14 protein-coding genes are annotated in these 22,145 nt (G+C 69.9%); 8 read left to right on the top strand and 6 right to left on the bottom strand.

The genetic code is table 11. The annotated features are described in order from the left end of the window. Positions 1 to 8: 8 nt before the first annotated feature. Positions 9 to 1,148, bottom strand: a complete 1,140-nt coding sequence (locus tag IFSED24_RS00965) for a radical SAM protein (RefSeq protein WP_491333358.1) — start codon at positions 1,146 to 1,148, stop codon at positions 9 to 11. A gap of 207 nt (positions 1,149 to 1,355) precedes the next feature. Between IFSED24_RS00965 and IFSED24_RS00960 the strand changes: the two genes are divergently transcribed. Next, complete coding sequence (locus IFSED24_RS00960) at positions 1,356 to 3,389, top strand: FlgD immunoglobulin-like domain containing protein (RefSeq protein ID WP_491333357.1); 2,034 nt, start codon at positions 1,356 to 1,358, stop codon at positions 3,387 to 3,389. Between the two features lie 16 nt (positions 3,390 to 3,405). Beyond that, a complete protein-coding gene (locus IFSED24_RS00955; protein ID WP_491333356.1) occupies positions 3,406 to 4,260 on the top strand; it encodes a hypothetical protein in 855 nt (284 codons plus the stop codon). Here IFSED24_RS00955 and IFSED24_RS00950 read toward each other — a convergent pair. After that, positions 4,257 to 4,898 carry a hypothetical protein gene (locus IFSED24_RS00950; RefSeq protein WP_491333355.1) on the bottom strand — a complete coding sequence of 214 codons (642 nt, stop codon included), beginning with the start codon at positions 4,896 to 4,898 and terminating at the stop codon, positions 4,257 to 4,259. The two genes, IFSED24_RS00955 and IFSED24_RS00950, sit on opposite strands and share 4 nt — an antisense overlap. A gap of 219 nt (positions 4,899 to 5,117) precedes the next feature. Between IFSED24_RS00950 and IFSED24_RS00945 the strand changes: the two genes are divergently transcribed. Both IFSED24_RS00945 and IFSED24_RS00940 read left to right on the top strand, forming a co-directional pair. Beyond that, positions 5,118 to 5,576: a YybH family protein gene (locus IFSED24_RS00945; RefSeq protein WP_491333354.1), complete on the top strand. Its 459-nt coding sequence runs from the start codon at positions 5,118 to 5,120 to the stop codon at positions 5,574 to 5,576. An 83-nt stretch (positions 5,577 to 5,659) separates the two neighbouring features. Further along, positions 5,660 to 7,438, top strand: a complete 1,779-nt coding sequence (locus IFSED24_RS00940) for a FlgD immunoglobulin-like domain containing protein (protein WP_491333353.1) — start codon at positions 5,660 to 5,662, stop codon at positions 7,436 to 7,438. Between the two features lie 70 nt (positions 7,439 to 7,508). Here the strand turns inward: IFSED24_RS00940 and sthA are convergent, their stop codons facing one another. Continuing rightward, positions 7,509 to 8,876, bottom strand: a complete 1,368-nt coding sequence (gene sthA / locus IFSED24_RS00935; protein ID WP_491333352.1) for a Si-specific NAD(P)(+) transhydrogenase — start codon at positions 8,874 to 8,876, stop codon at positions 7,509 to 7,511. A 243-nt stretch (positions 8,877 to 9,119) separates the two neighbouring features. Between sthA and IFSED24_RS00930 the strand changes: the two genes are divergently transcribed. The 3 genes from IFSED24_RS00930 to IFSED24_RS00920 are packed head-to-tail and all read left to right on the top strand — an operon-like array spanning position 9,120 to position 13,293. Next, on the top strand, positions 9,120 to 11,849 hold the full coding sequence (locus IFSED24_RS00930; protein WP_491333351.1) for a carboxypeptidase regulatory-like domain-containing protein: 2,730 nt from the start codon (positions 9,120 to 9,122) through the stop codon (positions 11,847 to 11,849). A gap of 44 nt (positions 11,850 to 11,893) precedes the next feature. Continuing rightward, positions 11,894 to 12,580 (top strand): potassium channel family protein, encoded by a 687-nt coding sequence (locus IFSED24_RS00925; protein ID WP_491333350.1) that lies wholly within the window; start codon positions 11,894 to 11,896, stop codon positions 12,578 to 12,580. After that, the gene (locus IFSED24_RS00920) at positions 12,577 to 13,293 is read left to right on the top strand and encodes a COG3650 family protein (RefSeq protein ID WP_491333349.1); all 717 of its coding nucleotides are present in this window, start codon (positions 12,577 to 12,579) and stop codon (positions 13,291 to 13,293) included. Before IFSED24_RS00925 ends, IFSED24_RS00920 begins: the two co-directional genes overlap by 4 nt. 10 nt (positions 13,294 to 13,303) lie before the next feature. Here IFSED24_RS00920 and IFSED24_RS00915 read toward each other — a convergent pair whose 3' ends face one another. From IFSED24_RS00915 to IFSED24_RS00905, 3 genes are read right to left on the bottom strand one after another with little or no spacing between them, the layout of a single operon-like run. Continuing rightward, complete coding sequence (locus IFSED24_RS00915) at positions 13,304 to 16,384, bottom strand: efflux RND transporter permease subunit (RefSeq protein ID WP_491333348.1); 3,081 nt, start codon at positions 16,382 to 16,384, stop codon at positions 13,304 to 13,306. An 8-nt stretch (positions 16,385 to 16,392) separates the two neighbouring features. Next, the gene (locus tag IFSED24_RS00910; RefSeq protein WP_491333347.1) at positions 16,393 to 17,502 is read right to left on the bottom strand and encodes an efflux RND transporter periplasmic adaptor subunit; all 1,110 of its coding nucleotides are present in this window, start codon (positions 17,500 to 17,502) and stop codon (positions 16,393 to 16,395) included. Between the two features lie 2 nt (positions 17,503 to 17,504). Further along, positions 17,505 to 19,865 carry a TolC family protein gene (locus IFSED24_RS00905; RefSeq protein WP_491333346.1) on the bottom strand — a complete coding sequence of 787 codons (2,361 nt, stop codon included), beginning with the start codon at positions 19,863 to 19,865 and terminating at the stop codon, positions 17,505 to 17,507. Positions 19,866 to 20,042: 177 nt separating this feature from the next. On the opposite strand from IFSED24_RS00905, the gene IFSED24_RS00900 reads away from it, so the two are divergent. Continuing rightward, positions 20,043 to 22,106: a S9 family peptidase gene (locus tag IFSED24_RS00900; protein ID WP_491333345.1), complete on the top strand. Its 2,064-nt coding sequence runs from the start codon at positions 20,043 to 20,045 to the stop codon at positions 22,104 to 22,106. Positions 22,107 to 22,145: the final 39 nt, after the last annotated feature.

The following is a 22,145-nucleotide window of genomic DNA, read 5'->3' as shown; positions in this document are numbered from 1 at the left end:
GGCGGCGGTCAGGCTTCCTGCTTGGGCCGCTTCTTGAACGCGGTCCGGTTCTCCTCGCTGCGCTTGTTGAACGTCAGGTCGGTGATCAGCTCGCTGTTGCGGAAGCGGAAGTCGTCGCGGTGCAGGCCGTGGTTGTGCGCCGACTCGTTCTTGCAGCCGTGCCGCATGGCGCAGTGCTTGCAGTACGGGAAGAACGGCTCGTCGCTCTCCATGGTCGTGCGGATCTTGCGGTAGATGTCGCCCTGCCAGATCTGGCGGAAACCGTCGGCGAAGTTGCCCACGGTCTGGATCCAGGCCATGTAGCAGAAGCGGACCGAGCCGTCGGCCTCGATCTGCACGAACTCCCACGGCGCGTCGCAGCGCAGGCCGCCCTCGTCGTCGCGGGGCAGCGGGGGCAGGTCCATCTTGACGCCGTACTTCTCGGCCTCGGCGCGGGTGCGCTCGAGGATCTCGGCGGCGTAGTCCTGGTGGAAGTAGAGCGAGTCGTCGGGAGTCATGTCGTTGGCGAAGTTCACGTAGCGCACCAGGACGTCCTCGACGCCCATCTGCCGCGCCAGGGCGGGCACGCCCACCAGGTCCTCGGCGTTGGACTTCATGGCCGAGAAGCGCAGGCCGAGACGCGGGTACTTGGCGCCGCGGGCGTCGCGCAGCTTGGCCAGCTCGGTCACGTTCTCGACGATGGTCTCGAACTTGGCGCCGCGCCGGATCTTCTCCAGCACCTCCTTGGTGCTACCGTCGAACGAGACGAGGTACTGGCCGAGGGTCTGATCCTCCACCATCCACTCGCGCACGTCCTCCTTCATGAGCATGCCGTTGCTCACCATCAGGGTGCGCACGCCGTAGTCGTGGGCGATCTGCAGCACCTCGCGGATCTGCGGGTACAGGAGCGGTTCGCCGCCCGAGCAGATCGACAGCCGCGTGGCGTGCGGGAACAGCTCGGCGGCGATCTCCTTGTAGAGGTCGAACTCGAGCCAGCGCGCGTTCTCCAGCGACGACGAGATGCAGAAGGTGCAGTTCAGGTTGCAGGCCTTGGTCAGGACGATGTCCAGCTGGCGCGGGTAGCTGCGGGGCGAGCCCACGCGCTGCCTGGTCTCCAGGCGATTGAGAGCGACGTTCGCCAGCCGCTGCGGTGTGTAGACTCGGTGCACGATCCAATCCCTTCTATGCTGCGACCGGGTGATCCCGGGCATGGACACGAAAAACTTCCCCCATGATAGTATCGCGTGGGGAAATCGGCGGGGAAGTGGTCGACGTTCCCGACCGTGACTCCATCATACCCCATTGATCAGTTCAAGACAATGTGTTAAAATATATTCTCAATGATAAACTCTTATCCACTCTCACGAGGTTGGACCATGACGTCTGTGCGGACTGGCATCTTGTTGTCGCTGCTACTGTTGACCCTGGCCATGCCGGCCAGCGCGGAGCGTTTCCACGTCGCCATCGGTGGCCTGCGCACCGAGGGGCCCAGCGCGCCCGGCCTCTGGGGCCCGACCAATTGCTACCCGGACCTCGTGTCGGCCCTGGCCCAGGCCGCGCCGGCCGACTCGGTGCTGCTGGCCGACCAGATCCATCAGCTCGACACCGTGGTCACCCCGACCGCCTTCCTCGGCAACCACCTCCTGTCCGCCGCCCCCGGCGACGCCCAGCTCCGGTTCACCGCCGGCGGCAGCCTGACCCCGGCCGGACCGGTGCGCCTGCAGGGCGTGACCTTCCGCGGCGGCGAGCCGCTCGACCAGCCGGCGCTGCTCGTGACCAACGGCACGCTCGCGCTCGAGCTGGTCGGCTGCGATTTCCTGGACTTCGAGGCGCCCACCGACGGCTACATCGGCGGCTCGGTCCTGCGCGTGCTCGTGGGCGGCACCCTCACCGCCAGCGACAGCCGCTTCGTCGGCAACCACACCGAGCGGCGCGGCGGCGCCTTCTACCTCACCGACGACCTGGTGGGCGAGTTCGACCACTGCCTCTGGCGCGACAACTCCGCGGTCGGCGGAGCCAACGCCCGCGGCGGCGCCATCATGGTGCGGTCGCCGCTGGTCGCCAGCGCGCTCACCTTCCGCGACTGCGAGTTCCGCGACAACCGGAGCGGCGGCCCCGGCGGCGCGCTCAGCTCGATCAGCGCCTCGTTCGTCTACGAGGACTGCCGCGTGGTCGGCAGCCGCAGCGCGCTCGACCCCGCCATCGACTGGGGCGAGGGCGCCGGCCTGCACATGCGCCACGACACCTTCGCCCACACCGACACCATGCGCGCGGTGGCCCGGCGTTGCTACTTCGAGAACAACCAGTGCACCGACCCCGCCAACCGCAGCTCTTGCGACGGCGGCGCGTTCTACGTGCGCGGCGGCGACGACGACCACCATTTCGTGGGCATCGTGGAGGACTGCATCTTCCGCGACAACTACTCGATCTGGGGCGCCGGCGCCTACATCAGCCGCTTCGCCTCGGGCGCGGTCCGCCGCTGCCAGTTTTTCGACAACGCCGCCTACAACCAGGGCGGCGCCGCGCTGAAGGGCGGCCGCGACCCGGAGAACGATGGCGAGACCATGATCATCGAGAACTGCCTCTTCGTGCGCAACAAGGCGGGCTTCCTGCCCGACGGCACACCGCTGGACATCTACTGCCGCGGCGGCGCCGTGGTCTGCCGCATGCACCCGCGCATGGAGGTGCGCTACTGCACCTTCATCGACAACCGCATCTCGAGCGAGTCGGGCTACCGCTTCGGCGACGGCTTCGCCCACTACTTCGAGTACGGCGCCTGGAACGAGGACAACCTCTGCGTCCTGCAGAACTGCGCGTTCTGGGGCGACGACGGCGTCCACTTCCAGGCCTGGAGCGACGACGGCGGCATGAGCGCCGTGGACAACATCGCGGTCCAGCCCGGCGAGTACGACTTCGGCACCTTCGACCCCAGCGGCCTGATCGAGATCATCGCCTCCCCGTTCTCCAGCCTGGACACGGGCTTCCCCCTCGAGGGCGGCGTACTCATCGACAATGCGCTCGATATCGGCCTCGACCACGACCTCGCCGGCCGCACCCGCCCCGCCGGCAGCGGCCCCGACATCGGCTGCTACGAGTGGTACGACATCACCCCGGTGGTCGACACCCCCGCGGCGGATCCGCACTTGACGGTGGGCCCCAACCCGTTCAACCCTCGCACCACCCTGTCCTGCCGGCTCGCGGCGCCGGGCGAGGCGTCGCTGGTGCTCTACGACGCGGCGGGCCGACGGATCCGCACCGTCTGGCGCGGCGGTCTGGCCGCCGGCACCCACCGGTGGACCTGGGACGGGCGCGACGACGGCGGGCGCGGCTGCGCCACCGGCGTCTACCTGGCGCGGCTCGTCGTGGACGGTCGCGAGGCGGCGGTCACCAAGCTCACCCTCGTCCGCTGACGAGGCCGGAGAAACCATGTCCCGACCCCTGGTGGCGTTCCTGCACCTGGCCAAGACCGGCGGCCGGACCGTGGATACGGTCCTGCGCTCGACCTACGGCCCGGGCTACGTCCAGGCCGAGCCCTGGCGCCCGCTGGCGGAGATCGGCGCCGCGGTGGACGACTTCATGGCGCCCACCTACGGCCCCGATGACCTGCGGCGCCTGCGCCGCCTCTGCCCCTGGCTGCGCGCCGTGGGCGGCCACACCATCACGCTCTGGTCGGGCCTGCACCGGGTCGAGCCCGTGCGCTACGTCGCCTTCCTCCGCGAACCCATCGCCCGCGGCGCCTCGCACTACCAGTACCACGTCGCCACCCACGAAGAGCCCCTGGACTGGGACCGTTGGTGCGCCTGGACCGAGCACCACCAGCACCAGGTCCGCTACTTCGACCGCGCCGGCGACCCGCAGGCCGCCATCGCGGCCATCGAGGAGCACGGCGTGTTCGTGGGCCTGCTCGAGCGGTTCGAGGAATCGCTGCTGTTGATGCGGAAGCTGGCGATCCCGGAATTGCAATGCGGCTACGAGCGCCGCAACACCGCCTCGACCAACAACCTGGCGCGCGAGCTGCGCGCCGATCCGGCCAAGGTCGAACGGCTGCGGGAGATGTACGCGGGCGAGTTCCCGCTCTACGAGTGGGTGCGCGACGTGCTCTGGCCGCGCTACGAGGCGGCCTACGGCCCCGGCCTCGCCGAGGACGCCGCCCGGCTCAAGGCCGACCCCGCCCGCGGCTTCCGTCGCTGGCACGACCGCGCCGGCCGGGTCCAGCACCGGTTCTGGATCGAGCCGTGGAAGCGCGCCGCCTGGCGCCGCGCGGGATCCCCCGATTCCTAGGATTCACCGCCGCCCGCCACCGCGGCGTCGGGCTGCTCGGGCGTGATGGCGCGGATGTCGAGCCGGCTCGTCTCGGCGGCCTGGGCCGGCGGCACGGCCGCCGCCGCGCTCTCGTCGGACCACGCCTGCAGCTGCGCCTCGAGCTCGGTGAGCCGCGTCTGCAGCCGCTCCTTCTCGGTCAGCAAGTTGTGGTGGTGCACCCGCATGGCCTCGCGGCTCAGCAGCTGCGCCCCCTCGGCCTGCGCCGACACCAGCCCCATGCCCTCGCGGACCTGGGCCACGTCGCGCTCCACCAGCGCGAACTCGGTGCGCAGACTGTCGAGGTGGGTCACCAGTACGCCCTGCATGGCGCGCCACTGCTGCGTGGCCTCGGCGAGCTCGGCGTCGTGGCGGTCGAGGGTCTCGTCCATGGCCGCGAGTTGCGGCGTGAGGCGCTGGTCCATGGCGTCGAGCTCGGCGCGGGCGGTCTGCAGCCGGTCCTCCAGCGCGAAGAGGCGGTTCTCCAGGGTGGCCTGGTCGGCGTTCTCCTGGTCGATGGCCGCCTGCAGCTCGCTCTTGGTGGCGACGCCGAACACCGAGCAGCCGCCCAGCGCGATCGCGAAGATTGTCAACAGGATCGAGGCGAAGATGAGTCTCATGCGGAAACCTCCCGCCGGGGCGAGGCCCCGGTCGCGTGGTCGCGACTGGTGACGATTCGGGCGGGGTGGCCGAATGACGGATCGGTCGTCGAGAGGTGGATAGTATATCACGATCGGGAAGCGGGCGGTGGTAGGCAATACCCTTTTCCCGCGGTCGCCGTCCGGTTAGGATCATCGCCCGATCCGAACCCTCGACCCCAGCCGCCGGGAGCGCCCGTCATGCCGCGATCGATCCTGCTGCTCTCCATCCTGCTCGTGGTGGCCGCCTGCGGGCCCGCCGATGATCCCGAGGCCGAGATCCGGGCGGTGATGCAGGCCGCCGAGGACGGCTGGAACGCCGGCGACCTCGAGGCCTACATGGATTGCTACCGGCGCTCCGACTCGCTGCGCTTCGCCGGCGGCGACCGGGTCCGCAAGGGCTGGGACGCCGTGCTCGAGACCTACCGGCAGACCTATCCCGACCGCGCCGCCATGGGCCGCCTCGAGTTCAGCAAGCTCGACGTGAAGGTGCTGGCCCCCGACGCCGCGCTGGTCTTCGGCCGCTGGCGCCTGACGCGGGACGGCGAGGCGGCCGACGCCGCGCCGCGCGGCCTGTTCACCCTGCTGCTGCGCCGCTTCCCCGAGGGCTGGCGCATCGTCCACGACCACACGTCCACGGCGCGGCGCGACCCGACCTGAGCCAGGGGGATCGACGCCGCCCCCGCCGATGCGCTATACTCGGCCCCCGGCCCTCCCGCGCCCCCCTGTCGAAAGGCTGCACCATGCGCCAGGTCCACGTCATCGCCCGCCGGCTGAGCGTCGCGGCCATCGTGCTCGCCGCGGCCCTGCCCGCCCTCGCCACCGTCCCCGCTCCCGATCCCGGCCAGCCCTCCGCCGCCGCGTACGAGCTGTGGCTGCAGGGCGGCCCCGAGACGAGCCGCGAGGTGCCCCCCTACCTCGGCCCGTTCAACTACCTGCGCGAGTTCGTCCAGATGACCGACTTCTTCGCGCGCTGGCAGGTGAGCGACCCAGACTCGTCCGACTACGGCGGCATGATCGAGGCCGAGAGCGGCTACCTCGGCGACGTCATCCAGACCGACAACACCCTCGAGGCCATCTGGTGCTGGTCGCGCTACCGCGAGTTCTCGGGCCGCGACACCTACGACGAGAACGTCGCCGCCGCCTGGGTCTACTGCGAGCGCTACCCCGCCTGGGAGGAGGAGGGCGCCGCGGGCGACGACTACTACCGCGCCCACAACTCGGCCTGGGGCCTGACCGCCGTCCTGCGCTACAAGGCCGCCACCGGCGACGACAGCTACGACCGCTACGCCGGCAGCTGCGCCCAGTTCATCGTCGACCACCCCCTCGACCTCGGCCAGGGCGACGTCTACCACCAGCGCCTGAACGCCTTCGTCAAGGGCTGGTGCGCCGGCAACCTCTACCTCTACGGCGAGGCCACCGACAACCAGATCCTCATGGACGCCGCCGTGGCCCAGGGCCAGGACGTGCTCGACTGGCTCAGCATCAGCCCCCGCTACTACCTGGGCTACGAGTACTGGGCCATGAGCAGCGGCACCAGCCTGTGGGGCGTCTGCAACTCGGTCTTCCGCGCCGACCCCGCGGCGGGCCAGGCCTGGCTCGCCGCCAACGCCGAGCACCTGGACATCTGGCAGGACTACTACACCGTGCCGGGCTACGTCTGGGACAGCGCCTGGAACGTGGCCTACGCCAACGCCCACTTCGCGGTCTGGGACGTGACCGGCGACCAGACCTTCTGGGACAACGGCGTCTACGTCACGGGCAACCTGCTCAGCTACGACACCGACGACGACGGCGGCATCGTGGCCACCAGCACCGACCCGGTGACCGAGGACATGTCGTGGGTGAGCTGCTACCTGGTGAAGTTCGGGGTCGACCGGCTCATGGGCGAGCCCCTGGCCCACGACACCGGCATGCTGCGGTTCCTCGACCTCGAGGACGGCATGGAGTTCGAGAGCGGCGAGACGATTCCCCTGCGCGTGGTGGCCACCAACTACGGGCTCGAGGACGAGACCTCGGTCACGGTGACCTTCACCGGCGCCGGCGACGAGATCACCACCACGGTGGACCTGGACTTCGCCCGCCAGGACACCCTGATCCTGGCCGCGGATTGGCTGCCCCCGCAGAGCGGCGACCTGGTGCTCACCGTGCGCACCGACCTGCCCGGCGACGAGGACCCCGCCAACGACGCGGTCTCGGTGGCGATCTCCGTGGACGGCACCACCGGCGTCGGCGACCGCACCCACGTGGCCTTCGCGCCCGAGCCCACGCTCAACCCCTTCCATGCCGCCACCGGCCTGCGCTTCGAGCTGGCCCGACGCGCCGACGTGACCGTGGGGATCTACGACCTGCGCGGCCGACGGATCGCCGAGCTCCGCGGCGCGGACCTGCCCGCGGGCCCGCACACCCTGCACTGGGACGGCCACGACACGCAGGGCCGGCTGGTGCCCGCCGGGGTCTACCTCTACCGGGCCCGGGCCGGCGCGGAGACGGTGAGCGGGAAGCTGATGCGGGTGCGGTGAGCGGGTGCCGCCATGCGCTGGAGAAAGAGAGCCGCGCACTTCCGTGCGCGGCTCCTCTACGTCAGCGAACTCAGACCAGCCGGTTCAACCCGTTGAGCGCCGCCACCCGGTAGGCCTCGGCCATGGTGGGATAGTTGAAGGTGGTGTTCATGAAGTAGTCGAGGGTGTTGGCCTCGCCGGGCTGGGCCATGATGGCCTGGCCGATGTGGATGATCTCGGCGGCGCCGTCGCCGAAGCAGTGGATGCCCAGGATCTCGCGCGTCTCGCGGTGGAAGAGGATCTTGAGCATGCCCGTGGTGCGGCCGGTGATCTGGGCGCGCGCCAGGTGCTTGAACATGGCGTGGCCCACCTCGTAGGGGACCTTCTCGGCGGTGAGCTCGCGCTCGTTCAGGCCCACCGAGCTGATCTCGGGGATGGTGTAGATGCCGGTGGGGATGTCCTTGGCCAGCTTGTAGTTGCACTTGCCGTCGACCAGGTGGGTGGCGGCGATGCGGCCCTGGTCGTAGGCCGCGCTGGCCAGGCTCGGGAAGCCCACCAGGTCGCCCACGGCGTAGACGTGCGGCTGCGGGGTCTGGAACTGCTCGTTGACCGGGATCGACCCGCGGGCGTCGGGTGTGATGTTCAGGACCTCGAGCCCGAGCTTGTCGCTGTTGCCGGTGCGGCCGTTGGCCCAGAGCAGGTAGTCGCTGCGGATCTGCTTGTTCGACTCCAGGTGCAACGTCACGCCCCGGTCGTCGGCCTCCACGGCGGTGTACTTCTCGCTGTGGTCGAGGCGGACCCCCATCTCGCGCAGGTGGTAGGAAAGGGCGTCGATGATCTCGTCGTCGAGGAACGAGAGCAGCTGCGCCCGCGTGTTGATCAGGTTCACCTTCATGCCCAGGCCGCGGAAGATCGAGGCGTACTCGCAGCCGATCACCCCGGCGCCGTAGATGGTCAGCGACTTGGGCGTGTCCTTGAGCTTGAGGATGGTGTCGCTGTCGCAGATGCGCGGGTGCGTGAAGTTCACGTTTTCGGGCCGGTAGGGCCGCGAACCGGTGGCCAGGACGAAGTGGTCGGCCGAGAAGCTGCGCTTCTGCCCGCCGGCCCTGGTCACCTCCACGGTGTGGGGATGGGTGAAGCGGGCGAAGCCCTCGATGATGTCGACGTCGTTGCTCTCGTAGAAGCCGCGGCGCAACTTGACCTGGGCTTCGATCACGGTTTGCGAGTGGCGCAGCAGCGTCTGGTAGTCGGCGTCCTGGAACTTGAGCCAGTTGGGCCTGCGCTGGATGATCTGGCGCAGCGCCTTGCTCGGGATCGTCCCCTTGTGCGTGCAGTTGCCGCCCACCTCGAAGAAGGCCTCGATGACCGCCACGCGCTTGCCCGCCTTGGCGCACTTCATGGCGGCGCCCTCACCGCCGGGGCCGCTGCCGATCACGATGACGTCGTAGTCCCGCTCCATGTCGCTCGCTTCCTGGTCGCTCGTCCGCTGGTGGCTTGCCGACCCTGCCGCGGGGCCGGGCCGGTGTTTGCCAAAGGTAAAGGCACCGTGCCGGATCCGAAACCGGGGAATCATGCGCCCTCACCAGCCATCGTGGGGAAGCGCGGTCCCGGGCGCCCGGCGCGCCCCGTGCCGACCTGCGTCCAGTATGCTAAACTATTGCCTGATCGACCACGTTCCTGGCCACCATCCGGGACGGTTGCCATGCCGCGTTTCCTGCGCCCCCTGCTCTTCGTGCTCGCCGTGATCCTGCTGGTCGCCGCCAGCCGCGCCGGCGACCTGCCCACGCTGCAGACCGCCGCGCCCACCGGCACCGTGGTCCTGAAGTTCATGCCCGCCGCCACCACCGCCGACCAGGCCCGTATCTCCCGCCTCGCCGGCCGGGACCTTTCCCCCCGCCTGACCGCGACCAGCCTGGCGGCTCTCGCGAGCAAGAGCCGCCGCCCGTCGCCGCGGCTGGCCGACCTCGCCCGCTACGCGCAATTCACTCCGCCGGGCGCGAGCCGCGACGAGCTGGTCCGCCTGGCCGCGCGCCTCGCCGCCGACCCCGCGGTGGAGACCGCGTTCCTCGAGCCGCGTGCCGTGCCGGCCGCCCTGGGCTTCGACGCCTTCACCGGCGCCGGCCCGCAGCCGATCGCCGCCGGCGCGGGCACGCCGCTGCCCACCCCCGACTTCACCGACCAGCAGGGCTACCTCGATGCGGCCCCCGGCGGCATCGGCGCCCGCCAGGTCTGGGCCAACCCGGGCGCGCGCGGCGCCACCGTCCGCATCGTCGACGTGGAGGGCGCCTGGCTCTGGGCCCACGAGGACCTGCCCGAGCCGTTCCTCGACCTGGGCGGACACTTCGACGACCTCAGCTGGCGCAACCACGGCACCGCGGTGATGGGCGAGATGCGCGGCATCGACAACGAGTACGGCGTGGAGGGCATCGTGCCCGAATGCCAGGTGGGTAACAGCGGCATCGCCACCCAGTCGGTGTCCGAGGCGCTGATCAACGCCGCGGCCAACCTCGAACCGGGCGACCTGATCCTCATCGAGCTGCACGCCCCCGGCCCCAACAGCGACGACAGCGGCAGCCAGTTCGGCTACCTGCCCATGGAGTTCTGGCAGGACAACTTCGACGCCATCCGCGCCATCACCGACCTGGGCGTCATCGTGGTCGAGGCCGCCGGCAACGGCCAGCAGGACCTGGACGACCCGCTCTACGGCGACCTGTTCGACCGCCAGGTGCGCGACAGCGGCGCCATCATGATCGGCGCCACCGACGGCGAGGATCTCTGGCCCGCCTGGTTCACCAACTTCGGCCAGCGCGTCGACCTCAACGGCTGGGGCCAGAACGTGGTGACCTGCGCCTACGGCGACCTGCAGGACGGCGACGAGACCGCATGGTACACCGCGTTCTTCGCGGGCACGAGCAGCGCCTCGCCCATCGTCACCGGCGCGGTGGCCTCGCTGCAGGGCATGGTCGAGGCTGAATTCGGATTCAGCCTGGACGCCAACCTGGCCCGCAGCATCCTCGTCGCCACCGGCACCCCGGTCGCCGGCGACCAGCAGATCGGCCCGCGGCCCGACCTCGCGGCAGCCTGGACGCTGGCCTCGGCCGGAGTCGGCATGATCGCGGGCACGGTGATCGAGACGCCCGGCGGCGCCCCCATCGCCGGCGCCACGGTCCGTGTCCTGCCCGATGGGCCCCGGACCACCACCTCCACCGACGGCACCTACCGCCTCGGCCTCTTGCCCGGCGATTACCAGCTCCATTTCGCGTCGTATCTCCACGGCGAGCTCACCACCACGATCACCGTGACCAGCGGCGAGAACCCGCTGGTCACCGAGCTCGCGCCGCTGCCGCTGGAGATCGTCACGGGCACGGTCTACGACCCCGCCTTCGCCCCCCTGGCCGGCGCGCAGCTCACGCTGATCGACGAGCCGGTGCGCGCGGTGGAATCGGGTGCCGACGGAACGTTCGCCTTCGCTCCGGTCCCCCAGGGCTACGAGCACCGCCTGCTCGCGGGCGGCGTGCCCGGCTTCGGCGGCCGATACCTCGAACCGATGGTGGGCCCGGCGCGCCTCGAGTTCACCGTGGTGCTGCCCGCGGCCGACCACACCTTCGAGGTCGATCAGGAGGGCTTCCAGGCGCTCGGCGGCCTCTGGCAGCGCGGCCGCCCCGCCGACACCGGCATGGGCCCCGGCGCGGCCTTCGACGGCCAGTGGTGCTGGGGCGTGGGCCTCGACGGCGAGAACTATCCCGACGACGCCGAGGACCAGCTCTGGAGCCCGTTCTACCAGCCCGACGACTTCGACGGCGACCGGCTCTACCTCAGCTTCCACTACTGGGCCGGCACCGAGCCCGGCTTCGACGGCGTCCAGGTGATCCTCGATCCCGCCACCGACGCCACGCTGGTCCATCCCGTGGATGGCTACACCGACCTCTTCCTCGGCGGCCTCGGCCACACCCCGGGCTGGTCGGGCCATTCCGACGGCTGGCAGGTGGCGCTCCTCGATCTGACCTCGCAACTGGACGCCGAGACCTGGAATTACGCGCTGCGCTTCGGGTCGGACGGGGGCCTCAACGACACGGGCTTCCTCGTCGACGGCATCACGCTGGAGGCGGTCCACGTCGCCACGGCGGCGCCCGACGGTCCGCCGCCGGCTGTGGCGGCGCCGGTGCTCGCCGCCTGGCCCAACCCCTTCAACCCGCGGCTCAACGTGGCCTGGGAACTGCCGGCCGCCGGCCGGCTCGACCTGGCGGTGTACGACCTGCGCGGTCGCCTGGTGCGCCAGCTCGTGCGGGGCGCCGTGGTGGCCGAGCGCGGCCACGTGCAGTGGGACGGGGCGGACCAACGCGGTCATGCCCTGCCCAGCGGGGTCTACCTGGTGCAGGCCCGCGCCGCGGACGGCCCCGCCACCGTGCAGCGCGTCACGCTGGCCCGCTGATTCTGCCGCTTGCCGGTGGGGGCGATCCTCGCTAGGATCGCCCCATGTTCAATCCCCTAGCCTGGCTCAGCGAGGATCAGGTCCTCCGGCTGCAGAAGCGGCAGCTCGCCCCGGCCATCGTCTTGACGGTGGTCCTCTTCCTGCGGGTCTTCATGGCGCCCCTGGCCGCCGAGACCGGGTCGATCATGACCCCCGTCAATCATCTGTTCGTGGTCTGCGCGCTGATCTACATGGCAGCCACCACGCGCCGCCACCTCCTGATCGCCGGTGTCCTCGGCTTGGCGAGCATCGCCACGGAGGTGCTGTCGCTGCTGTTGCCGGATCTGGCGACCTTGGAATGGTTGCAGGCCGTCTTTTCGGTCGCGCTCTACCTCTACGTCTTCTGGCTCATGCTCCGGGAGCTGTTCACCGCCCGCCGCGTCGAAGCCTCGACACTGCTGCTGGCCGTGAACTGCTACCTGCTCATCGGACTGGTTTGGACCCTGGCCTACATGCTGGTCGAGAACCTGTCCCCCGGTTCGTTCCTGCTCGCCGGGGATCCTGACCTGGCGGTCTGGAAGCACCTCTACTACTTCAGCTACGTCACCCTGACCACCCTGGGCTACGGCGACATCCAGCCGGTCACGCCGCTGGCCCGGTCGCTGGCGGTCTTCGAGGCCATCAGCGGCGTGCTCTTCACCGGCATCCTGATGGCGCGCCTGGTGAGCCTGTACAGCACGGAGCAGAAGTGAAGCGCCCCGCGCTTTTCTGCCTGCCCTTGCTGGCGGCCGGCCTGCTTCTCGGTTGCGGCGGGGACGAGACAAAGCAGGCGGCGCTTCCAGGACGCGCCGACACCCTCACGGTGGTCTTCACGCCCAGCGCCCGCCAGTTCCGCGGCGTGGTCGTTCTCGGCCACGAGATGAGGAGTTTCCGCGACGCCGAGACCGGCCGGGACTTCTGGCTCGCCGATCCCGGCGGCGACCTCACCGCCGCGTACCGAGACCTGGCCGTCGAACCGTATCAGTCGCTCTGGGCGGAGGTCGCCGGTGTGGTCTCCGGCCAGCCGGAGGCCGCCCTGGCGGCGGGTTTCGACAGCCTGCTGACGGTGCGGTCCGTGCTGGTCCTGCGCGGACCCGACACCGGCTCGGTCCCCGCCTTCCGGACCGCGGGCAACGAACCGTTCTGGTCGGTGACCACCGCACCCGGCATCCTGACCATGACCAGGCTCGGCGCGCCCGAACCGCTGGTCTTCGCCGCGCCGCCGCCCCTCGCCGCCCCGGGCGTCTGGGTCTTCAGCGGTCGGCGTACGGGCAGCGGTCCGCGCGCGCTGCAGCTCTTTCTCGTCGCAGGGCCCTGCCCCGACACCATGGCCGACAAGGAGTGGACCTGGTCGGCGCTCGTGGTGCTGGACGACCGCGAGGTGCTGCGCGGATGCGGGGAGCCACGACCGGCGGGCGAGCGCTAGCCGCCGGCGCCTACCACCGGAACCCCCGGAAGCTGACCCGGAAGAACAGCGAGTACAGCAGCGGCACCACCCCCAGGGTCAACAGGGTGGCGAACAGCAGGCCGAAGATGATGGTCACCGCCATGGGCGCCCACAGCGGCCCGCCGAAGAACCAGAGCGGTAGCAGGCCACCCACCGTGGTGGTCGTGGTCAGCAGGATCGGCCGCAGCCGCTGCTGCGCCGCCGAGATCACCGCGCGGTCGGGGGCGAGGCCGTTCTCCTCGATCTCGATGCGGATGCGGTCGATGAGCACGATGGCGTTGTTGATGATGATCCCCGCCAGCGAGTAGATCCCCAGGATGGCGAAGAAGGTGAAGTTGTAGCGCGCGAGGAGCAGGCCCACGGTGGCGCCGATCAGGCCGAGCGGGATGGTGAGCATGATGATGCCCATGCGGCGGATGCTGTTGAACTGCATGACCAGCAGGATGATCATGATGGCCAGCACCACCGGCACCAGCGAGAACAGCGCCTCGTTGGCCTCGTTGCTGCTCTCGAGCTCGCCGCCCACCTCGTAGTAGGCGCCGGCGGGCCAGGTTGCCGCCTGGTCGTCGAGCCAGGGGATCAACGCCTGGGTGGTGGCGAAGGCGTTGACGCCTCGATCGAGGTTGCACGAGACCGTCACGGCCTTCAGGCGGTCGCGGCGCAGGATCTTGGAGGCCTCCCAGACCAGGTCGGCGTCGGCGATCTGCTTCAGCGGCACCGACTGGCCGGTGGCCTGGGCGTAGACGTTGAGCGACTCGAGCTTGCCGATGTCCTGGCGGTCGCCGGCCACCGAGCGCAGCACCACCGGGATCACCTTGTCGCCCTCGCGGTACTCGGTGACCTCGATGCCGCTGATGCCGGACTGGAGCGAGACCGCCACGTCCTGGCTGGTCAAGCCGGCGCGGCGGGCGCGGGCCTGGTCGATGCGGATCACGAGCTTCTTGGTCCACGGCCCCCAGTCGTCGTCGATGTTGTAGGTGCCGGGCAGCTGGGTCATGTGCGCCTTGAGCGCCTCGACCCGCTCGAAGAGCGCCACCGGATCGCGGCCGTAGAGCCGGAACGCCACGGGGTCGCCCCCGCCGGGGCCCAGCGATTCCATCTCCATGTTGAGCGTCATGTCGGGAAACTCGACCGTGCAGAAACGCTCGAGTTCGGGCATGAGGTGATGGAGGTACGCGGCATCGGTGGTGTTGAGGATGAGCGAGATGTGCTCGGCGCCCTCGTTGGCCGGGGCGTAGGCCAGGCGGTAGCGCGGACCGCCCGACGAGCCCACGTAGGCGGTCCAGTCCACCACGCCGTGGGCGTCTTCGCCCTCGCCGGCCAGGTGCCCGGCCAGGAATCCCTCCACCCGCCGCAGCGCGTCGCGGGTCTCGTAGATCGAGGTGCCCAGCGGGAGATCCAGTGCCGCGAGCAACCGCCCCGAGTCGCTCTCGGGCATGTAGACCTTGGGTACGAAGCCGAGTCCCCAGATCGCGAGCATGAACACGCCCACCACGCCGGCCAGGCTGAGCAGCCGGAAGCGCAGGAAGCCCACGAGCAGGGCGCGGTAGGCGCGGTAGAACCGGCTCTCGGCACTCGCGGTGGCCTGGCGTTGCTTCACCTTCAGGAAGAGCATGCAGAGCATGGGCATCATCACCAGCGACAGCGCCCAGCTCGTCAGCAGGCTCAGGGTGATCACCTGCCACAGCGCTCCGGTGTACTCGCCCATGTCGGACGGCGAGAAGTACATGGGGATGAACGCGGCCGAGGTGGTCAGCGACGAGGTCAGCAGCGGGATCATCAGCTCGCGCGCCGAATCCACCGCGGCCTGCCGGCGCTCCATTCCCTGCTGCATCCGCACCATGATCGACTCGCTCATCACGATGGCGTTGTCCACCAGCATGCCCAGCGCGATGATCAGGGCGGCGATGGAGATCTGGTTGAGGCCCACGCCCACGAACGTCATCAGCAGCAGCGTGATCACCATGGTCACGGGGATCAGCGTCACCACCACCAGCCCGGTGCGCGGTCCCAGCGTCAGCACCATGACCAGCAGCACGATGACCATGGCCTGCAGCAGGTTCTCGACGAAGTCGTCCACCTTCTGGTCGACGAAGCGGGGCTGGAAGATGGTGGGGGTGAAATCGATCCCGTGGGGATAGTCCGCCGGTAGACGGTCGAGCAGCTCGGCGATCCGGTGGCCCATCTCGGTGACGTTGCCGCCCTCGATCATGGAGACGGCCAGGCCCAGGCTGCGCTGGCCGCTGGTGTGCATGAGGCTGCCGGGCGGGTCGACCGTCCCGCGGTGGATATCGGCCAGGTCGCCGAGGTAGAGCACCGAACCGGTGCCCGGCACCTCGATGAGCGTGCGCCGCAGTTCCTCCACCGATTCGAACGATCCCGACGGCTCGATGGCGATGTCCTCGCCGCCGACGGTGACCGTCCCGCCCGAGAGGATGATGTTCTGGCCGGCGAGGATCTGCTCGAGCTGCGACGGCGAGAGGCCGACCTCGGCGAGCCGGGCGTTGTCGTACTCGACGAAGATCCGCTCCTCCTGCTCGCCGTAGAGCACGACCTTGGCCACCGAATCGATGCGCAGGAGCTCGTCCCGCACCTCGTCGGCCACGTCCTTGAGCTCGGCGTAGGTAAAGCCGTCGCCGGTGAGCGAGATCATCACCGGGAAGACGTCGCCGAACTCGTCGTCCACGAAGGGCCCCACCACGCCGCCGGGCAGGTCGGCCCGGACCCGGTCGACCTTGCGGCGCAGGTTGTCCCAGATCGGCCGCATGACCTTGAACTCGGACTTGATGTTGACGAACACCAGCGAGACGCCGGTGCGCGAGTCGCTGTTGACGAAGTCGAGCTCGGGGATCTCCTGGACCACCCGCTCGATCTTGTCGGTGACCAGCTCCTCCACCCGCTCCGGGCTGGCTCCGGGCAGGTAGGTGGTCACCAGCGCCACCTTGATGACGAAGCCCGGATCCTCGGCGCGCGGCAGCTCGCGGAAGGCGCCCACGCCGGCGAGGACCAGCGCCACGAGCGCCATGATGGTCACGCGGTTGTAGCGGATGGCCGCCTCGGTGATGGTCATGACCACTCCTACTGCTGCGGGACCTTGACCCGTTGCCCGTCCATGATGCGATGCACGCCGGCGGTGACCAGGTAGTCGCCGTCGCTGAGACCGTCGACCACCTCGAGGCCCAGGTTGGTGAGCTCGCCGGTGGTCACGGCCACCCGGGTGGCCACGCCCAAGCCGTCGGCGATCTCGCGCACCACGAAGGCGTAGCGGCCATGGTCGTCCTGGCCCACGGCGGAGGCCGGCACCAGGAAACGCGGTTCCTGGTCGCGGCCGCCGAAGACCAGGCTCACCTCGGCGGCCATGCCCGAGAGCACCTCCTGGTGCTCGTCCTCGAGCCGCACGATCACCGGGAAGGTGTTGCCGCCGCCGGTGGCGGCCACGCCCACCTCGGTGACCCGGGCAGGGAAGGCCTGCCCCGGCAAAGCGCTCACCGTGACCGTGGCGGCATCACCCACCGCGAGCTGGCCGATGAGCTGGCCCGGCAGGAAGATCTTCACCTCGGCGCGACTCCCCGCGGTCAGCAACGCCACCTCCTGGCCCACCTGGACGTTCTCGTTCTCCTCCACCGAACGGCGGGCGATGGCTCCCGCCACCGGAGCGGTCAGGCTGGTGTAGCCCAGCCGGCGCCGGGCCAGCTGCAGGTTCTTCTCGGCGGAACGGACGCTGGCCTGGGCGGTCTCGAAGCCGGCCCTGGCCGCATCCAGCTCGGAGAGGCTGGCGTTGTTGGCCTCGTAGAGCGCCTCGGCCCGCTGATAGCTGGCGCGGGCGTTGCGCAGCTCGGCCTCCACGCGGCGCAGCGCCGCCTCGGCCTCCTCGGTCTCCAGGCGGTAGTCGCGGTCGTCGATCGTGGCGATCAGATCGCCGGCCGCGACGCGCGCGCCCACCGACACGGCGAGCTTCTCCACCGTGCCGCCCACCTTGAAGCTGAGCTCGATCTCCTGGCCGGCGCGGGTCACGCCGGCGAAGATGCGGGTGCGCCCGCCGCCGGTCTGGTAGACCTGCTCCCAGCGCACGGGGCGCAGGTGTTCGGTGATCTCGGCCTGCTCGGATCCGCAGCCGGCGAGACCGGCCACGAGGGAGACGAGCACAAAGACCAGCGGCAGGATCCAGCGTCTGGATGATGCAAACATGATCAATTCTCCTGGGTCGCGAACCAGGCCTCGAGATCGGCCAGCCAGGCCTCTCGCTGCGGGATGGTGGCGAAGTAGGTGAAGCGCCCCACCGACCGTTCCAGCTCCATGAGATCGAGCAGGAAGCCGTAGATCGCATCGGCGGCGGCGAGTTCGGCGTTGAGGTAGGCGTTCTGGGCGTCGAGCAGGGTGATCAGGTCGATGGCGCCGCGACTGTAGCTGTCGGAGACCAGCTCGAAGTTCTGGCGCGAGGCCACCGACGCCTCGTGCGAGAGGTCGATGGCCGCCTTGGACGCGCTGGCGCGGTGCACGGCGCTGCGCACCCGCTGCTCGATGCGCGCGTCGGTGGCCTGGTACTGCAGGCGCAGGGTCAGGAGGTCCTGGCCCGCCTGGCGGGTCTCCGCGAATCGCCGCGCACCCTGGAACAGCGGCAGGCTCACCGCCAGCGAGGCGTTCCATTCCTCGTCGTCGGGGAAGCCGTCCGGGCGTCCTTCGCTGCCCGCGCCCTTCTCCTCGAGGTAGGTCCGCCAACCCAGGTTCAGGCCGATGTCGGGCAGGAAGAACGACCGCTTCCGCCCGGTGAGCACGCGTTCCTGGGCCCCGATCCCGGCGGTGATCTGGAGCAGTTCGGGCGAGACCCGGCGGGCGTAATCCGCCACGTACCGGCGCAGCAGGCGCAGGTGCCAGGCGTCGCCGAGATAGTGGGCGATGCGCGGATCGAGCATGAGCGAGAGCTGGGCGTCGAGATCGGGTTCGGAGAGCAGGATCGGTTCCTCGAGCGGCTGGTTCAGCGTGCGGTTGAGCTCCATCTCGGCCACGTTGCGCGCGGCGATGGACGCGATGAGCTCGGCCTTCTCGTTGGCGATCTTCGCGGTCCAGCGATACTCCTCGCTGCGGTTGGCGTCGCCGAGCTGGACGCGCACGCGGGCGCGCTCGAGGTTCTGCCGGCTGAGCTGGAGATTCGCCTTCTGGAGCCGTTCGCTGGTCTTGGCGCGCAGGACCTGGAAGTACGCGTTGGCAGCGCTCAGGGCCACGTCGAGGCGGTCCTGCTCGTACGCGGCCTCGCGCTGCTCGAGCAGGCGTTTCTCCGCGGTGTAGGCGGTCCAGGCCGCTTCCGAGTAGATCACCTGGTTCAGCTCGGCCCCGGCGGTGATCGACCGCTCCGGAGGACGCATGGCCGCCAGGGCCCGGTCCTCGTCGAGGATCGTGCCGGTGGCCGAGAGGTCGATCTGGGGCAGCAGGCTGGCGCGGGCGATGGCCAGCTCCTCCCGATCCGCCTCCAGGCGCGCCGCCGACGCGGCCAGATCGCGATTCTCGGTCATGGCCTCGTCCATGACCTGCCACAGGTCGAGCTGGCGGCCGGTTTCGCGTTCCTGGTCCATGAGGATGGCGTCGACCGTCACCGCGAAGGGCGGGTAGACGCCGATGGCGCGGGCGGTCGCCATGTTGAGGTAGAGGGCGCCTTCCCGCTCGATGGCCACCGGCAGCGTGCCGGCGTCCTGGCCGGCGAGGATCCGGCGCGCGTTGAGCGCCACCCGTCGCGACAGCCGCTCCAGCCAGTCCTTGCTCGTGGTCCCCACCAGCGCGCCACGCTCGACGAGCGACTCGCCGACCAGCGCCACCGAGGGCAGCTTGCGGTCGATCAATCCCTGGAGCAGGGCATCCACCTCGGTCAGGTCGTAGCCGGGCAGCGGCAGCAACATGACGCCGTCGGCCCGCTCGGGCAGGTTGTCCAGCGCGGTCTCCGCGCGCCGGCCCGCCGACCGGACGAGGAGACGCTCTCCGGAGGGCAGGGTGTAGTCGCCGCCGGGCTCGAAATCGGGCAAGGCCAGGAAGAACGCGTCGCTGCCCAGCAGCACCAGTTCCTCCAGCTCACCCGCGACGCTGGTGAGGGCGCGGGCATCGTCGAGGAAGGAAACGGAGCCGAGGATGTAGTTGAGGTTGGCGACGCCGCTGGTGCCGTCGCGCGTCAACGGCAGCGCCTGCTCCTCCGCGCTCAGGGTCGCCGCCGCGATCACCGGTCGCGGCAGGTCCCGGCGCTGCGTCGCCACCAGCGAACCCAGGGCGCCGGCACAGACCACGAGATCGACCCCGGGGTCGGCCAGGGCGCGGTCGAGCACGGCCGCGGCGCCGGCGAGGGTGTAATCGCCGCGGAAGCTCTCGTCGGGATCGATGGTCACGGTGTAGTCGCTGACCAGCACCTTGCGCAGTTCGAGCCGCAGGTGTTTCGCCAGGAATTCGCCGTCGAGCCCGGGACCATCGAGAATCAGGGCCACGCGCACCATGCCAGTTTGTTGGGCCGTGGCCAGTCCAGCCAGCAACAGACACATCAGGAGCAGGCAGATGCGGCGTCGGTGAAGCATCGGATCGGCATCCTCTCACGGGATCGGGACGGGATTCCTGCACGTCGATCCCTGGACCATATATCGGATGAGCGAGCGGCAAAACAGTTTTCAGCGCCCACGAACTCGCCCGGAAGCCCTCTAATGGCTATCATTGGCAGGATTCGTAGCCTGCCCACTCCTTCCCGGAGGTCCGTCGTGTTGCGTCGCTTCCTGCTCCTGCTCGTGCTTTCCGCGTCGCTGTCCAGCCTCGTCCTGGCCGCCGACCCGCACCCCTTCTCGGTCCACGACATGCTCGCCATGCAGCGCATCGGCGATCCCCAGGCCTCGCCCGACGGCAAGCTCGTGGTCTTTACCGTCCGCGAGACCGACCTCGAGGCCAACCGCGGTCGCACCGACCTCTGGCTGGTGGAGCCCGACGGCGAGCACGCGCGCCCCTTGACCCGCAGCGAGGCCGGCGAGTGGAACCCCCGCTGGTGCGTCCGCAACGGCGACGTTCACTTCCTGTCGACGCGTTCGGGCAGCGCCCAGATCTGGGCCATCAGCCCCGGCGGCGGCGAGGCCACCCAGATCACCGACGCGCCGCTGGACATCGCCGCCTTCGAGCACGCCCCCGCGCTGGGCGGCTTCCTGGTGGCCATGGAGGTCTATCCGGGCCTCTCGCCCGAGGAGACCGTGGCCCGCGACGAGGAACTGGCCGCCGACCCGCGCACCGGCATGGTCTACGACGAGCTCATGTTCCGCCACTGGGACACCTGGGAGGACGGCAAGCGCAGCCACCTCTTCCTGCTCAAGCCCGACGGCGCGCTCACCGACCTCATGCCCGACCTCGACGCCGACGTCCCCACCCGCCCCTGGGGCGGCATGGAGGAGGTCCAGGTGGCGCCCGACGGCAGCGAGGTCCTGTTCACCGCCAAGATCCTGCCCGGCAGCGAGCCCGCCTGGAGCACCGACTGGAACATCTACGCGGTGAAGGCCGACGGCTCGGGCGAGATGCGCAACCTCACCGAGGCCAATCCCGCCTGGGACACCACCCCGCTCTTCTCACCCGACGGCGAGACCCTGGCCTGGCTCGCCATGGACCGCCCCGGCTTCGAGGCCGACCGCTACCACGTGGAGCTGCGCTCGTGGCCAGACCTCGGCGACCCGCGCCGCCTCGAGCTGACGTTCGACGACCTCGCCCTCAGCCCCCACTCGCTGCTCTTCGACCAGAAGGGCCGCACGCTCTACGTCACCGCCGATTACCTGGGCCAGGGGTCGATCTTCGCCATCGACGTGCGCAAGAACGAGAGCGAGCTGGTGGTGCGCGACGGCAGCAACGGCTCGGTGTCCTGGGTGGGTAAGCGCCTGCTCTACACCAAGCACCACCTGCGCTCGCCCAGCGAGATCCACACCGTCAAGGCCAACGGCAAGAGCGAGGAGCGGATCACCGGCCTCAACGACGAGGCGCTCGCGGCCTGCCAGATGGGCGAGCCCGAGCAGTTCACCTTCACCGGCTGGAACGGCGAGACCGTGTACGCCTACGTGGTCAAGCCCTACGACTGGACCGAGGCCGCGGCCGCCGCGGGCCGCACCTGGCCGGTGGCCTTCCTGGTGCACGGCGGCCCCCAGGGCAGCTTCGGCAACGACTTCCACTACCGCTGGAACCCGCAGGCCTACGTGGGCGCCGGCTTCTGCACCGTGGCCGTGGACTTCCACGGTTCCACTGGCTACGGCCAGGAATTCACCGACAGCATCAGCGGCCACTGGGGCGATCGTCCGCTCGAGGACCTGGAGAAGGGCCTGGCCGCGGCGCTGGAGCGCTACGCGTGGATGGACGGCGACAGGGTGGTGGCCGCGGGCGCGAGCTACGGCGGCTACATGATCAACTGGATGCACGGCCAGGAGTTCGGCAAGCGGTTCAAGGCCTTCGTCTGCCACGACGGCAACCTCTGCGAGCAGATGGCCTACTACGACACCGAGGAGCTGTGGTTCCCCGAGTGGGAGCACGGCCGGCCGTGGGAGGACCAGGCCGCCTACCAGAAGCACAACCCCATCAACCACGTCCAGAACTGGCACGTGCCCACCCTGGTGGTGCACGGCGCGCTGGACTACCGCGTGGTCGACACCCAGGGCCTGAGCGCGTTCACCGCGCTGCGACGCCAGGGCGTGCCGGCGCGGCTGCTCTACTTCCCCGACGAGAACCACTGGGTGCTCAAGCCGCAGAACTCGATCCAGTGGCACGAGGAAGTGATGGGGTGGCTGACGCGCTGGACGCAGTAGGCGCCTCTTGATCCTGATCTCCACAGAGCGGCCGCCCCC

This window comes from Candidatus Latescibacter sp. IFSED24, assembly GCF_058273205.1.
Note: the sequence above shows the minus strand (reverse complement) of the source record. Positions and strands in the feature narration are given on the sequence as shown.

Excerpts from the sequence above, each read along its gene's own strand:
- sthA (WP_491333352.1), bottom strand. The coding sequence starts at position 8,876 with ATGGAGCGGGACTACGACGTCATCGTGATCGGCAGCGGCCCCGGCGGT.
- IFSED24_RS00930 (WP_491333351.1), top strand. The coding sequence starts at position 9,120 with ATGCCGCGTTTCCTGCGCCCCCTGCTCTTCGTGCTCGCCGTGATCCTG.
- IFSED24_RS00910 (WP_491333347.1), bottom strand. The coding sequence starts at position 17,502 with ATGTTTGCATCATCCAGACGCTGGATCCTGCCGCTGGTCTTTGTGCTC.
- IFSED24_RS00915 (WP_491333348.1), bottom strand. The coding sequence starts at position 16,384 with ATGACCATCACCGAGGCGGCCATCCGCTACAACCGCGTGACCATCATG.
- IFSED24_RS00950 (WP_491333355.1), bottom strand. The coding sequence starts at position 4,898 with ATGAGACTCATCTTCGCCTCGATCCTGTTGACAATCTTCGCGATCGCG.
- IFSED24_RS00925 (WP_491333350.1), top strand. The coding sequence starts at position 11,894 with ATGTTCAATCCCCTAGCCTGGCTCAGCGAGGATCAGGTCCTCCGGCTG.
- IFSED24_RS00905 (WP_491333346.1), bottom strand. The coding sequence starts at position 19,865 with ATGCTTCACCGACGCCGCATCTGCCTGCTCCTGATGTGTCTGTTGCTG.
- IFSED24_RS00955 (WP_491333356.1), top strand. The coding sequence starts at position 3,406 with ATGTCCCGACCCCTGGTGGCGTTCCTGCACCTGGCCAAGACCGGCGGC.
- IFSED24_RS00940 (WP_491333353.1), top strand. The coding sequence starts at position 5,660 with ATGCGCCAGGTCCACGTCATCGCCCGCCGGCTGAGCGTCGCGGCCATC.
- IFSED24_RS00945 (WP_491333354.1), top strand. The coding sequence starts at position 5,118 with ATGCCGCGATCGATCCTGCTGCTCTCCATCCTGCTCGTGGTGGCCGCC.
- IFSED24_RS00960 (WP_491333357.1), top strand. The coding sequence starts at position 1,356 with ATGACGTCTGTGCGGACTGGCATCTTGTTGTCGCTGCTACTGTTGACC.